The following is a 14,143-nucleotide window of genomic DNA, read 5'->3' as shown; positions in this document are numbered from 1 at the left end:
GCTTATGGGAAGAGGAATTTTTTTAAATCCTCGGCATAATTTTTATAGTAAAATGAGTTTATTGAGGTTTTCTCTGCATTTGCGCTGATAGATGCTGAGAGACCGTTAAAGTTGTCTATGATATAGGCAAGTTTTGCCTGCATGGAATCGTTGTCGTTAGGAGGCACGATAAATCCATTTATTCCATCTTCAATAAACAATGAATTATCGCTTACATCAGTAATGAGAACCGCTTTTTTTTGATTTAGGTAATCCGATAATTTTGTGGAAAATCCATAATGGTTTTGCAATGTGTATCCTCTAGGTATGACCAAAAGATTTTGTTGCGACAAGAAGGTGTTCAGTTCTTTGGTGTTTAAATTGCCATGGTAGACCAAGGAAATATTGGAAGTACCCTTCGAACTCTTAATGAGATAATTTTTATATGCGGTGTCCACTGGACCGCAAAGGTTAAATTGTATATCATATCCCTTTGTTCCCAAATTCAAAAGTACCTGGATGAAATTTTCCAAATTTTCCTTGAATGGTTTAATACTCCCCGAAAATCCTATATTAAACCTCCCGTTTTCGGCATAGGAAATATTGGAAGTCTCCAGATTATTAAAAGGGTCTGTCAGTATCGGTACTCGTAATGTTTGATTATTATATTTCATGCCATACTTTTGAATGGCCGTTGAAATACAGATCAATCCCGAGTAGCTTTTTAGAAAAACCTGCATTATCGAAAACGTGTTTTTAAACATTAGTTTTTTGAACGAATAAACAGGTTTCCTTACATCATATTTTCCCTCATAAGCGGACGAGTATTTTCTGATTTCGTTCAGTTCATTAAAAACACGTTGTCCCTTGAGACCCTTTAAGTAAATTAGTGACAATATTTCCAAATAAATGAGGGGGGAAGGGTAGAACAGAAAACTACTTTCAGCAGGTTGTGATTTTGAAAATCGATATAGGTTGCGCAAAAAAGTGATGGTTCCAAATAAAGATTTAGTGTCTTTTTTATGAGTTTGGACCCAGATATTGGTATCTACTTCGTTAAAATCTGAATGTTTGATCGTATTTGAACAGCAACTTACCAAATAAACAGATACTTTTTCTTTGGCAAGTGCCTTGGAATAGTACAACATTCGAGTTTTTCCAGCACTGTTTTTGGTGAAGTCGAAGTTACTGTAGATGTATAGTTTTTTCTGCACCTATGTGTTGGTTTTATTCCAGACAGTTCTGTTCACGTATCCTACGTAGGATATGATTATCCTTACCACTTTTTCACTGACATTGGGCATGCTATAATCGAAGACTTGTCTAAAAGTTCTTCCAGGATTTCTTTCCTGTACTTCTAAAGCAGCCAATCCTTGCATAATGCGTTCAGGGTTTAAACCTACCATCATTACAGATGCTTCTTCCATTGCTTCAGGTCTTTCGTGGGCCTCGCGAATGTTCAAAGCACGAAAATTCATGATGGAAGATTCTTCGGAAATGGTACCGCTATCGGATAAAACAGCATAGGAATTCAATTGTAGTGCATTGTAGTCCGAAAATCCAAGGGGTTTCAGAAATTGAACCAGTCTATGTGTTTTAAAACCAGTTTGATCGATCATGTTACGTGTTCTTGGGTGGGTCGATACTATAATGGGCATTTTGTAGCTCTCCGCAATTTGGTTCAATGAGGTGATAAGTCCTTCAAAGTTTTTTGGGTTATTGATGTTTTCTTCCCTATGCGATGAAACAACAAAATAGTTGTGCTTTTCCAAATTCAATTTCTGAAGCACATCGGATTTTTTGATTTTGTCTTCAAACTTATGCAAGACCTCGAACATAGGACTTCCAGTTTTAATAATACGATCTGGAGGAAGTCCTTCCCTTAACAGATATTCGCGTGCAATATCACTATATGTTAAATTGATATCTGCAATATGATCCACAATTTTACGATTGGTCTCCTCTGGAACCCTTTGGTCAAAGCACCGGTTTCCAGCTTCCATATGAAAAACGGGGATTTTCCTTTTTTTGGCAGGTATGGCACAAAGACATGAATTGGTGTCGCCCAATACCAGAAATGCATCGGGCCTTATATTTTCAAGGATTGGATCAATGGCTATCAAGATTTTGCCAACGGTCTCCGTAGCATTTTTACCGGCTGCGTTCAAGAAAATATCCGGTTTTCTTATTCCAAAGTCCTCAAAAAATATTTCATTCAGCTCATAATCATAATTTTGACCAGTATGTATCAAAGTATGATCAACGGCAGTATTGGCATCAAGTGCATTCAAAACACAGGCCAACCTGATTATTTCAGGCCTTGTGCCTACAACAGTTACAACTTTAAGTTTTTTCAAAAGCCTATTTTTTAAACGTTTTCAAAATATGTATCAGCATCATTTGGATCAAAAGGTTCGTTAATCCAGAAAAGCGTAATCAGTTCGGTGTCACCAATATTTTTGATGTTATGTGTGTACCAAATCGGCATATCAACATACGCGGGTTCATCCCCATCAAGTTCATAGTTTATTACTTGATCAGTGCCAATTTTACGCAATTGAATACGAGCTTTTCCTTGGATTACGGCAAATCGCTCTGCCTTCCGGGTGTGGTAATGATTGCCTCTAGTAATTCCGGGAACGGTGGTGGAAAAAGAAAATTGACCACTGGTCTGCGTTCTGGCTATCTCTACAAAACTACCCCTTGCATCAGTGTGTTTGGTGAATTTAACCGGATAGTGATCTGTGGGAACATAACAACGAAAAGTATTGAAAAGGTCCTTTTCGAAAGATTCATCCAAATTGGGAAAAATACCCTTTTCCATGTAATCGGATTTGAACCGGGTCAAAATGGAAAGAATTTCGGAAACTTTTTTGAAATATTGCGGAGGTACTACAAGCTCTTCCGAATAATTCCCAAGTTTCTCTGTTGCTTCCTCTCCGTTAATTGCCCCGATTATTTTTGAGACCAAATAATTTACGTATACCAGGCCTACCTCCCCATCATTGATGATTTTGGGTGTTTCTTCTCTTGCTATTTTATAACAGAAGGTCGCCACCACAGAATTGTAATTGGGTTTCCCAAACGGTCCAAAAACGTTAGGTATGTTGATGGAAGTGAATTTGGTTTGGTGCCGTTCTGCCCAATCTCGAAAAGCCTCTTTACCTTCTTTTTTGGATTTTCCGTATAGATTATCCCTTGATTCCTGAAGGGAGGAAGAAAACAAAATGTGTGGTTTACAGCCCGTTCTAATGCAGGCATCAATGAGATTTTTGACCAGTGATACGTTGGTATTGTATATCACATTGGCATCCTCATGCCGGTTCATGGCAGCTAGATGGACTATAACATCACAAGTGGAAACAAAATTTTCAAGTTCTTCTTCTTTTTCAAAGAAACTCTTATCAAATGGGACAAGTTCGAAGCCTTCACTTATATGAAGGGTATTATATAGGTGATTTCCAACAAATCCCGATTGGCCCGTTATACCAATTTTTTTCATGTGCTTTATCTAATTTATTTTCCACGTATCAATATTAAATCGATAATCGTCTTTTTTGGATTCTTCAACGGTCATATCTGAAAACACCATTAAAGAGGAATCATTCTCCAAAGGCCTGAATGCAGTGGCAGATCTTTTATCTATACAAAGTAACTTTGGTTGTGCGGCATCCAAGACAAAAATATTTGGCTCCATCTCCAAATCTGGATTTTTAAAATCAGTGACTGTAACCACAAAAACTTCATATCTCCCCCGTGCACAAAAGAACCACTTCCGTTCCAATTGGTGTCCTTGCCAACCCCTTAATGTTTTGTTCTCTCCAGGCTGGATTATGTACAGCCTTTTAATATCCGCCATATTGAAGTCATTGTCATAAAATAATTTACCACGTTGGTCTTCAAAAAGGTTGAATTGAATTTCTTTGGTCATTACTTTACAGGTTTTCCTGAATATAGTCCAATCCAAGCAACAATGATTTTAAATCATCCTCCTTTAATCTATTGGTATTATGGGAGTGATAATCCTCAATTGCACTGATATTGGTTTCGCCTTCAGAAAAGTACCGGCTATAGTTTAAGTCCCTGTTGTCTGCTGGAATTCTATAGAATTCGCCCATATCCTCGGCTTTTTGCATTTCCTCCCTGGTACAAAGGGTTTCATAAAGCTTTTCACCGTGTCGGGTACCAATGATTTTAATATCACTGTTCGAGGAAAAAATTTCTTTAATAGCGCTCGCCAAATCTCCAATAGTGCTTGCTGGGGCTTTGTTCACGAAAAGGTCACCTTGGTTACCGTGCTCAAAGGCAAATAGCACCAAGTCCACCGCATCTTCCAGCGACATTAAAAAACGGGTCATGTTGGGGTCTGTAACTGTAAGAGGCTTATTTTCTTTTAGTTGATTTACGAACAAAGGAATCACTGAGCCCCTTGAGGCCATGACATTGCCGTATCTGGTGAGGCAAACAGTTGTTTTGTCTCCAATGTTTCTCGAAGCGGCGACAGCAACCTTCTCCATAAGTGCTTTGCTAATACCCATGGCATTTATGGGATAAGCTGCTTTGTCTGTACTTAAACAAATAATTTTTTCAACACCATTTGCGACAGCGGCATCAATGGTATTTTGAGTCCCAAAAACATTGGTTTTTGCAGCTTCCAATGGAAAGAATTCGCACGACGGAACTTGTTTTAAGGCGGCAGCATGAAATACATAATCCACTCCATGCATGGCTCTTTCTATGCTATTATAATCTCTGACATCACCAATATAGAACTTGACTTTGTTGTTCTTAAGTTGGTTTCTCATGTCATCCTGTTTCTTTTCGTCCCTGCTGAAAATCCTGATTTCTTTAATATCTGTTTGCAAAAAACGATTTAAAACGGCATTTCCAAACGATCCGGTTCCACCTGTAATCAACAAAGTCTTATTCTTGAACATTTTTGTGTTTTTTTATAAAATTAGTATAATAGCCAAGCATCAATAAAAAATATAGACAACTGGCCAATATTTTAGTTACAATTGCTCCGGTAACCAAAAAATATTTGACCAGAAGTACATATCCCAATACATTAACGATACCCACAAAAAAAGCTGCATTACGTAAGGTGACACCTTCACCCTTTGCTCCGAGAAATCTGTTTATCAAATCCCCAAGGCCATGAAAGATAAAGCCAATGATTAACCAACTGGCCATACCTGTCACGGGAGCGAAACTTTCCCCGTAAAAAAAGATGACCACCCAATCGATCAAAAGATAAAATGCCACCAATGCCAATAACGAGACCAATAAACTGAATGCAAATACTTTTCCCGGAATTTTGGACATATTGGCAAATTGTTTAAAGAAGGTATTTCCCAAGACGGATGGGATAACCAAAATGGGATTACAAATGGTCAAAGCCAACATATAAAACCCTACTTGGGTATTATCCATAAAAAAAGAAATGCTCAAACCCGCAATATGGGTTGTGGCCACTCCTGCCAAACTGCCAATATAAACCGGTTTACCGTTGGTTTTATTTTCCAGCAACAATTCTTTGTAAAGGGAGCGACTAAATTCCAAGATGGGTTTCAATCTTATGAGTTGAAAAACAATCACCAAGAGAAGGCATGAGTAATAAATGGATAACAGAAGGGTAACGTTTATATCAACATAATTTTTGATGCCATAAATTATGAGTAGATATATGGATGCTGGCAATATGCTCAAGAAAGCCATTTCATAAATACGATGCAAGCCTTTTAAAAGTAACAAAATTGCAAGTTGGGCGGAAATTGCCATTACAATAAACAAACAATTTCGAATAACAGGACCAAGGGCGTTTTCAAAAAAGTAGGGCTCTAGCCAAGAGAATATCAAAAAAATGATCATTCCAACAATTGAAATACCTCCAAGTATGTAGACGAACAGGCCAATAAACTTCTTTTCCTTTGTATCATCTGAGTTAATGGCCACCAATCGTGAAATTGATATGAAAAGACCTACCGAAGTTAAACTGGCAATAAATCTGGCAACGGTTTCTATGAATTTAAAATCACCAAATAGTTTGGGGCCTAACAATGAAGTGTTCAAAATGCTTACCAAAACATTTAGTGGTATACTCAGAAAACTGGCACCATACATTACAATTACCTTTCGCCAGGTGTTATTGATCTTCATGATAAATTATTGCTTAATTTGTAAAGGACCCTACCTAGGATTATGGTGACAATAAAAAAGAACAGATCAATTGTCATTGTAGTATAAATGGCCAACCCCAATAATGCCAGAAGCCATAGAATGAGTACAAAGCACTCAACTTTTGTTTCATAGGAAAGGTTTTTACGCAATAGCATTTTAATGGGTAAAATACCAGTGAGATAAAAATAGCACAGTACAGGTATCAAACCACCCCACCATAGCAAATAGAGCCATTGGTTGTCAATGTAATAAGCCTCTTCATATCCTGCTCTATAAGAGACATTCAACCCTCCTCCCGTGATAAGCTGCCAAAAATCCAATTGACTTAAAAAAACTTCAATTTGTTTGGTTCTTGTATCATTGGTCCCTCTATTAACAAGTAATTCCAATGAAGTACTGAATATTTCTGTATTGATCACGAAAAAAGTAACACCCAAAATCCCCAATCCAAGAATAACAAAATAATTGGTTTTGTTTTTGGTGTGGTAAAAATCAAATATCAACGTGATAAAATAGATTATCAAAAAGGATCTTGTTTGTGTAACCAAGGCCAAGATTATCCCCATGACCAAGATGAAAACCCGTAACCATTGAAGCTTTTTATTGGGTTTTAAAATCAGAAAAAGGTAGGGCACTATCCAAATCATATTCACGGCATAAACCCTGTATTTGGCCAAGGCTTGTCCTCTCCACATTCCAACACCAAAATCGATAAAGCTATATATTGTAATTATAGAAATGAATAGTGTGCTAATAACCAAGAATTTCTTAAAAAAAGCATAGCGATTATCATTGTAGGATACAAACAGCAGGCCAAGACAAACCCAAGTGCCAATTCCCTTTTCATCCATAAACTGGGTCATATTGGTGATATCGCCGCCACTAACAACAAAATTAAGTGATATGTATGCCAATAGCAGCAAATAGGCAAAAAACACAGAAAAGTGATATTTTGAGCGTGCCAAAAAAATGGAAATAAATACCGTTAAAAAAACGGCGACTACCGAAAATATACGAAGGAACCGTTCCGGTCCTAAGGAGTTGTTTCCAAATGTGAGGTAATTGTAGAGTCGTTCTTGGGCAAAATACGCGAAAAACAAATTGAAGAACAACCCCATAAACAATAATATGGATACAATTCGTTCAACTTGCTTTTCGTTATTCAATTTAGTTGTTGGTTTGGGGTTGATTTAAAAGATTTTAATCAAAGTCTTTTGGCCTTGCCCTTCTCCAAAATAGATTTTACATCATACACTACGCTATTTGGATTGGTTATCGCTCCCATATCCAAGTCTAAAAATTGGTTGTGGGCTACGGCAAGGATAACGGCATCAAACTTTTCTTCAGGTAAGGTTGTTCTTGTTGCAATGCCATATTCATGCATAACTTCTTCTGGCGAGGCCCACGGGTCAACAACAGTGACGTTTGTTCTATAGGAGTTAAGATGATGAATTACATCAATAACTTTGGTATTTCTAACATCCGGGCAGTTTTCCTTGAAGGTAATGCCCAAAACAAGAATTTTCGAATCTTTTACCTTCAAATCGTTGCCGATCATTTGTTTGATGGCTTCTGAAGCAACATATTCACCCATACTGTCATTGATTCTTCTTCCAGATAGGATGATCTCGGGATGATACCCCAACTCCTGAGCTTTTTGGGCAAGGTAATAGGGATCTACTCCAATACAATGTCCCCCAACAAGGCCAGGTTTAAAGGGCAAAAAGTTCCATTTGGTGGCAGCAGCTTCCAATACTTCACCGGTGTCAATACCCATAAGGTTGAAAATCTTTGCCAGTTCGTTTACAAATGCAATGTTGATGTCACGTTGCGAATTTTCAATTACTTTGGCTGCTTCGGCAACTTTAATTGAAGGGGCCAAATGCGTACCGGCCGTAATTACTTTTTTGTAAAGGGAATCGATTATTGTGGCTGCTTCAGGGTTGGATCCTGATGTTACTTTCAATATTTTTTCAACGGTATGGTGTTTATCTCCAGGATTAATTCTTTCAGGAGAATATCCCACAGAAAAGTCCTTGTTAAAAACCAGACCGCTATATTTTTCCAAAATGGGCACACAATCTTCCTCGGTTGCCCCAGGATACACGGTAGATTCGTAAATTACGATATCATTTTTTTTTAAAACCTTGCCTACAGTCTCACTGGCTTTGATTAAAGGAGTTAATACCGGTCTGTTGTTTTTGTCCACAGGCGTTGGGACAGTAATAATAAATATGTTGGAATTTTTGATGTCTTCGGGGTTGTTGCTGCAAAATAGGCCCACCTCCTCATTATTGGAATTTTTGAGGACAGATCGAAGAATTTCTTCATCCACTTCCAAAGTGATGTCCACCCCAGATTGTAATTCATTTACCCGAGTACCGTTAATATCGAATCCTGTTACGGAATATTTGGATGCGAAAAGGGCTGCTAGAGGCAATCCAACATATCCCAAACCAACCACTGTAATACTATGATTTTTCATTATGTCTTATTTTTTTCCTATCTGAAAGTATTCAAATCCACTTTCAATTAGTTTGGCATGATTGTATTGGTTTCTACCATCAAAAATGATGGGTGCTTTCAATAGTTTCTTTATTTCATCGAAATCTGGAGAACGAAACTCTTTCCATTCTGTCAACAATATCATGGCATCAGAGTCTTTTAGCGTTTCATATTTTGAATCAAAATAGCTTACCCCATCAATATTTTTAAGGTAAAACCCTTTAGCCTCTTGCATGGCCTTTGGGTCGTATGCATTTATTTTGGCTCCACGTTTTGCCAACTCTTTTATTATGTAGATGGCAGGTGCTTCTCTCATATCGTCGGTTTCTGGTTTAAAAGCCAAACCCCAAACAGAAAATGTAAAATTGGATAGATTTTCTCCAAAGCGGTCGATTACTTTTTTGGCAATAACCAATTTTTGTTCATTGTTCACATCCTCAACGGCCTTAATGAGTTTGGGGATGTATCCGTTTTCTTCGGCCGTTCTTTGGAGTGCCTTTACATCTTTGGGAAAACATGACCCCCCATAGCCACTACCGGGATAGATGAAACTATATCCAATACGGCTGTCCGATCCAATTCCGATCCTCACCTTGTTTACATCAGCGCCAACCAATTCACAAATATTGGCTACTTCGTTCATGAAGGAAATTTTGGTGGCCAGCATTGCATTTGCCACATATTTGGTCATTTCAGCAGATCTAACATCCATTGTGATTAGCCGATCCATGCTACTCCTGAAAAATGGAGCATATAGGGCTCTCATTTTTTCAGTAGTACTGACATCGTCAGATCCTATGACAACCCTATCCGGTTTCATAAAATCGGAAATGGCATCACCTTCCTTAAGGAACTCAGGATTGGAAACAACACTGAATTCTATCTCTAGGTTTCGTTTTTTGAGTTCCTTAGAAATGGTTTCCCTTACCTTATCAGCTGTTCCGACAGGTACCGTGGACTTGTCGACCACGATGATTGGTTTGGTTATGGTTTTTCCAATTTCGGTGGCAACGGCAAGAACATATTTTAGGTCAGCCGACCCATCCTCTCCCATGGGTGTTCCAACGGCAATGAAGGCCATATCTGAATCATCCAAATGATTTGCTAGTTCCGAGTCAAAGAAAAGCGTTTTGTTTTCAATATTTCTCAGAACCATTGGTTCCAAACCGGGCTCGTAGATTGGAATGATTCCCTTTTTTAGTTTTTCAATCTTGTCTTGATCAATGTCAACACAGGTTACTTTATTGCCCATTTCAGCAAAACAAGTTCCACTTACCAAGCCGACATAACCAGTGCCTATTACAGTTAATTTCATTGTGATTTAGTTTTGTTTTAGGTTGCTCCAATACCAGTCCACTGCCTCTTTCAGCCCTATTTTAAAATCGAACTGGGGGTCATAGCCCAATAAACTTTTGGCTTTATCAATTGATGCCAGTGAATGTGGGACATCACCATCCCTAACCTTACCATATTTAGGTTCTATATTCTTTATGGCAGGGTCGTATTCCCCTAAGTATTCCACAAGAAGGTCAAATAAATCCTGAATCGTGGTTCTATCCCCACATGCTACGTTATAAATTTGATTAACGGCATTTTTATCTTCGGAGACAATAGATCTGATGTTCATTTCAATGACATTATCGATATATGTAAAATCCCTGGAATAGTTACCATCACCGTTTATTGTTGGGGATTCATGTTTCATCAATGTCATGACAAATTTTGGGATAACAGCTGCATAGGCGCCGTTCGGGTCTTGTTTTCTTCCAAACACATTAAAATACCGTAATCCGATGGTTTCAATACCAAAAGTTTTTGCAAAAACATCAGCATAAAGTTCGTTGACATATTTTGTGACCGCATAAGGCGATAACGGTTTTCCTATTACATCCTCAACTTTGGGCAGACTCTTGGAGTCACCATATGTTGAAGAACTTGCTGCGTATACCATTCGTTTTACCCCTGATTCTTTAACCGCCCATAACATGTTCAAAAAACCTGAAATATTTACCTCATTGGTTTTCATTGGATTATTGATTGAGCGAGGCACGGAACCCAATGCGGCCTGATGGAGAACAAAATCAATTCCTGTGCAGGCTTGCATACAGGTTTCCAGGGTTGTGATGTCACCTTCAACAAATTCGAAATTGGGATGCGCTAATAATTTTTCAATATTGGTTTTTTTTCCTGTTGAGAGGTTATCTAGACACCTAACCTTATTGCCGTTTTCCAAAATGGATTCGCATAGGTTGGAGCCGATGAATCCAGCACCACCGGTAACAAGAATAGATTTATCTGAATTTAATTTCAAATGTTTGATGTTCATTTTTTATTTTTTAGGACATTCATGCTTGAATAGTTACTAAAATCAAGTTCGGGGGCCGAAATATAAAATTATAGTTAAGGAAAAAATAATTTCCATGTTGTTTACGGATTTTTGGACCCGGTTTGTCCGTAATAAGTTTTGTACCAATTGATGAACGCTTTGACCCCTTCTTTTATTGGGGTATTGGGCGAATATCCATAATCTTGTATCAAAGCATCAACATTTGCCCATGTTTTTTCCACATCGCCAGGTTGCATATCCATCATTTTTTTCTGTGCTTTCAGTTGTAGCTCTTCTTCGATGGTTTGGATAAAATCCAATAATTTTACAGAGTTGTTATTCCCAATGTTGTATACTTTATAAAGTTCCGAGGAGTTATTATCCCTGGTATGCTTATCTTCAATAATGCGCACAACACCTTCTACGATATCGTCTATAAAAGTAAAGTCACGCTCCATTTTGCCCTCATTGAAGACTTTTATGGGCTCACCAGCTAAAATTGCTTTGGTAAACAAAAACATCGCCATATCAGGTCTTCCCCAGGGGCCATAAACAGTAAAAAATCGTAATCCTGTAGTTTTAAATTTGTATAAATGGCTATAGGTATGTGCCATTAGCTCATTACTTTTTTTGGATGCTGCGTACAGACTGATTGGATTATCAACATTGTCTGTAACTTCAAATGGAATTTTGCTGTTTAGTCCATAAACACTGGAACTACTCGCATATACGAGATGTTTGACGCCATTGTTTCTACAACCTTCTAGAATGTTCAGGAATCCCACAATGTTACTGTCTATATAGGCCTGCGGATTTTGCAAACTATAGCGTACACCAGCTTGAGCTCCCAAATTACAGACCACTTCTGGCTTTTCTTTTTCGAATAAATCAGCAATGGCCTTTCTATCCTCCAAATCCATTCTAATAAATTGAAATTTTTCCGAAAAAACGTCGCTGTAACAATAGGTGTTGAAATGCTCTGCATCACTATGCGTTATGCCCAATTCCTTCAGTCTATCGAACTTAAGGTTAATGTCGTAGTAGTCATTGATATTGTCCAGGCCCAAAACAGTATGTCCCCTTTCCAAAAGCTTTTTTGAAACATGGAAGCCTATGAACCCAGCGGCTCCCGTCACCAAAATTTTCATAGTAAAGTAATTGCCTGCAAATATTGGAAAATCAAATCAAAGTAGATTTATAACTAGGGGTATTTTGTTCAATTGCCGTATAATTCGTTGAATGGCCCGTTAAAATGGAACAGGGTATAAAAATATGTTAAAACAGACCCCATGCCATACTTTTTTGAAGAATGCAAGGGCATATGTTAATGCTTTGTTATTAAAAGATGCAGTTTGTCGATATAACGCATCTTAAACGTTAAAATAACTCGATGAAATGGTCCATTTCCTCGATATAATACGTATTGGTTCTGTGTAGATTTGAAAAACAAACTGACAAGAGGTTGAACATAATATACTTGATTTGACGCGTATTGTGCATTTCATCGAATAAGTGGGTTTTTCGTCTATTATTTTTTTGCTAATATTTAATTTTAAATCCCAAAACGTTAATTATCATGAAATACCCCAACTCATACTTCATGTTTTTATTTTTATTTATTGCCATAATCTTCTCTTCCTGTAATAAGGACGAGGATTTGTTTGTAGAGGCGGTTCAGGATAGCATTGATGAAGAAATTGTAGACCAATCTAATCCTATTAATGATACGCCTGATGTAAATCCAGTAAATGATTCTACAGTTTCAACAGATTTAAAAGCGTTTCCAACAGCTTACGGTGCTGGATCCTATACCACTGGTGGTAGGGGAGGAAAAGTATTGTACGTAACCACTACCGAGGATACCGGAGCCGAAGGCAGTCTTAGGTGGGCCATTTCCCAACAGGGTCCACGAATTGTTGTTTTTAAAGTGGGTGGCGTTTTTGAATTAACAAGAGGTAGGTTAAAATTAGGACCTCTTAACAACGACCTTACCATTGCTGGCCAAACGGCACCAGGGGATGGTGTCACTATTTCTGGTGATTATCTACAAATGAGCAATGTGGATAATGTTATCATGCGCTATATTAGATTTCGCGGTGTCCAAAATGGTGCCTACCAAGCGGACATCATAACGGGAATTGATTGTACAAACATTATAATTGATCACTGTTCGGCCAATTGGGGGAGGGACGAAATATGGAGTTTTACTTCCTCAAGAACCATAATAGGACAGGTTACAACTGGCAATATTACAATTCAAAGAAGTATTCTGGCAGAAATGGACCCGGATCATAGCACTGCAAGTCTGTACGGAACAATAAGTGAGGAATACAAATCCAATTCAGGAGATTTTTCTTGGAATCAGAACTATGCCTATAACATAAGTCATAGATTTCCAAACACATTGGGTACGGGTAAATTTGAAATTAAGAACAATGTAGTATACAATTGGGCCTATAGATTGACTTCAGCGTATTACGGGGCGGAAGTAAATCAACAAAACAATTATTATAAAATGGGCCCTAGGACTTTAAGAAATGCAAACGGAAATGAGGGTGGAGATCTATACGGTGTTTTTAACAGGGTAGGTAATAGTGGTACGGAACCAACTATTTACGCTAAAGGAAATATTGTGCCAGGGGTAATAGACGATGTTAATGCAGATAATTTTGAAATGTGGCGTTGGTTTATGAATACAGACGGCAAATCAAGACAGAGTGTTGTGCCACGAACCATGGAAAAGTCTACCGAACCACAGCCATTGGGTAGCTCTTTGCCAATGTTGGCAGCTGCGGAAGCCTATAATTCGGTGTTGAGTGATGTAGGTGCAAACAAAAGCTTAAATGAAGATGGTTCGTACAGAATAAATTTAGATAAACTTGATTCTGAATATATCAGTGCCGCTTGGAACAATAGTGGAAGCAGTGCCTATAGAAGTGTTTCAGAATGGGTTTTGCCATCATATGACAATCCAAACAATACCAAACATTATCTAGATTCTGATAATGATGGGATGCCCGACACTTGGGAAGTTGCCATGGGATTAAACCCTAACGTTGATGATAGTTCCGGTGATTTGGATAATGATGGTTATACAAACATTGAAGAGTTTATCAATTTGGTGGACCTATAAGATTTAAGCAAACTTTATTG

Annotated in this window: 12 protein-coding genes; 1 reads left to right on the top strand and 11 read right to left on the bottom strand. The window is 37.9% G+C overall.

What is annotated here, in order from left to right; genetic code table 11:
- Positions 1-2: 2 nt before the first annotated feature.
- The 11 genes from EO131_RS04540 to EO131_RS04490 all read right to left on the bottom strand — a co-directional run bounded on the left by EO131_RS04540 (position 3) and on the right by EO131_RS04490 (position 12,138).
- Positions 3-1,193 carry a glycosyltransferase gene (locus EO131_RS04540; protein WP_127019348.1) on the bottom strand — a complete coding sequence of 397 codons (1,191 nt, stop codon included), beginning with the start codon at positions 1,191-1,193 and terminating at the stop codon, positions 3-5.
- Positions 1,194-2,336: a non-hydrolyzing UDP-N-acetylglucosamine 2-epimerase gene (wecB, locus tag EO131_RS04535; RefSeq protein WP_127019346.1), complete on the bottom strand. Its 1,143-nt coding sequence runs from the start codon at positions 2,334-2,336 to the stop codon at positions 1,194-1,196.
- Positions 2,337-2,347: 11 nt separating this feature from the next.
- Positions 2,348-3,481 (bottom strand): polysaccharide biosynthesis C-terminal domain-containing protein, encoded by a 1,134-nt coding sequence (locus tag EO131_RS04530; RefSeq protein WP_127019344.1) that lies wholly within the window; start codon positions 3,479-3,481, stop codon positions 2,348-2,350.
- A 9-nt stretch (positions 3,482-3,490) separates the two neighbouring features.
- Positions 3,491-3,910, bottom strand: a complete 420-nt coding sequence (locus EO131_RS04525; RefSeq protein ID WP_127019342.1) for a WxcM-like domain-containing protein — start codon at positions 3,908-3,910, stop codon at positions 3,491-3,493.
- A gap of 4 nt (positions 3,911-3,914) precedes the next feature.
- The gene (locus EO131_RS04520) at positions 3,915-4,916 is read right to left on the bottom strand and encodes a polysaccharide biosynthesis protein (RefSeq protein ID WP_127019340.1); all 1,002 of its coding nucleotides are present in this window, start codon (positions 4,914-4,916) and stop codon (positions 3,915-3,917) included.
- The gene (locus EO131_RS04515; protein ID WP_127019338.1) at positions 4,903-6,138 is read right to left on the bottom strand and encodes a lipopolysaccharide biosynthesis protein; all 1,236 of its coding nucleotides are present in this window, start codon (positions 6,136-6,138) and stop codon (positions 4,903-4,905) included. The genes EO131_RS04520 and EO131_RS04515 overlap by 14 nt, the downstream gene beginning before the upstream one ends.
- Positions 6,135-7,325 carry a hypothetical protein gene (locus tag EO131_RS04510; RefSeq protein WP_127019336.1) on the bottom strand — a complete coding sequence of 397 codons (1,191 nt, stop codon included), beginning with the start codon at positions 7,323-7,325 and terminating at the stop codon, positions 6,135-6,137. Before EO131_RS04510 ends, EO131_RS04515 begins: the two co-directional genes overlap by 4 nt.
- Positions 7,326-7,363: 38 nt before the next feature.
- Positions 7,364-8,644 carry a nucleotide sugar dehydrogenase gene (locus tag EO131_RS04505; protein ID WP_127019334.1) on the bottom strand — a complete coding sequence of 427 codons (1,281 nt, stop codon included), beginning with the start codon at positions 8,642-8,644 and terminating at the stop codon, positions 7,364-7,366.
- Between the two features lie 6 nt (positions 8,645-8,650).
- Positions 8,651-9,979 carry a UDP-glucose dehydrogenase family protein gene (locus EO131_RS04500; RefSeq protein WP_127019332.1) on the bottom strand — a complete coding sequence of 443 codons (1,329 nt, stop codon included), beginning with the start codon at positions 9,977-9,979 and terminating at the stop codon, positions 8,651-8,653.
- A gap of 6 nt (positions 9,980-9,985) precedes the next feature.
- Complete coding sequence (locus EO131_RS04495) at positions 9,986-10,990, bottom strand: SDR family oxidoreductase (RefSeq protein ID WP_127019330.1); 1,005 nt, start codon at positions 10,988-10,990, stop codon at positions 9,986-9,988.
- A gap of 101 nt (positions 10,991-11,091) precedes the next feature.
- Entirely contained in the window at positions 11,092-12,138 is a 1,047-nt protein-coding gene (locus tag EO131_RS04490) for an NAD-dependent epimerase (protein WP_127019328.1), read from the bottom strand.
- 452 nt (positions 12,139-12,590) lie between these two features.
- On the opposite strand from EO131_RS04490, the gene EO131_RS04485 reads away from it, so the two are divergent.
- Positions 12,591-14,123, top strand: a complete 1,533-nt coding sequence (locus EO131_RS04485) for a hypothetical protein (RefSeq protein WP_127019326.1) — start codon at positions 12,591-12,593, stop codon at positions 14,121-14,123.
- Positions 14,124-14,143: the final 20 nt, after the last annotated feature.

This window comes from Flagellimonas beolgyonensis (assembly GCF_003992615.1).
In the GTDB taxonomy this organism is placed as follows: domain Bacteria; phylum Bacteroidota; class Bacteroidia; order Flavobacteriales; family Flavobacteriaceae; genus Flagellimonas; species Flagellimonas beolgyonensis.
The sequence above is the reverse complement of the archived record's forward strand: the minus strand, read 5'-3'. Positions and strand labels throughout refer to the sequence as shown.

Coding starts and splice junctions, on each gene's coding strand:
- EO131_RS04530 (WP_127019344.1), bottom strand. CDS start 3,481: ATGAAAAAAATTGGTATAACGGGCCAATCGGGATTTGTTGGAAATCAC.
- EO131_RS04525 (WP_127019342.1), bottom strand. CDS start 3,910: ATGACCAAAGAAATTCAATTCAACCTTTTTGAAGACCAACGTGGTAAA.
- EO131_RS04520 (WP_127019340.1), bottom strand. CDS start 4,916: ATGTTCAAGAATAAGACTTTGTTGATTACAGGTGGAACCGGATCGTTT.
- EO131_RS04515 (WP_127019338.1), bottom strand. CDS start 6,138: ATGAAGATCAATAACACCTGGCGAAAGGTAATTGTAATGTATGGTGCC.
- EO131_RS04505 (WP_127019334.1), bottom strand. CDS start 8,644: ATGAAAAATCATAGTATTACAGTGGTTGGTTTGGGATATGTTGGATTG.
- EO131_RS04500 (WP_127019332.1), bottom strand. CDS start 9,979: ATGAAATTAACTGTAATAGGCACTGGTTATGTCGGCTTGGTAAGTGGA.
- EO131_RS04495 (WP_127019330.1), bottom strand. CDS start 10,990: ATGAACATCAAACATTTGAAATTAAATTCAGATAAATCTATTCTTGTT.
- EO131_RS04490 (WP_127019328.1), bottom strand. CDS start 12,138: ATGAAAATTTTGGTGACGGGAGCCGCTGGGTTCATAGGCTTCCATGTT.
- EO131_RS04485 (WP_127019326.1), top strand. CDS start 12,591: ATGTTTTTATTTTTATTTATTGCCATAATCTTCTCTTCCTGTAATAAG.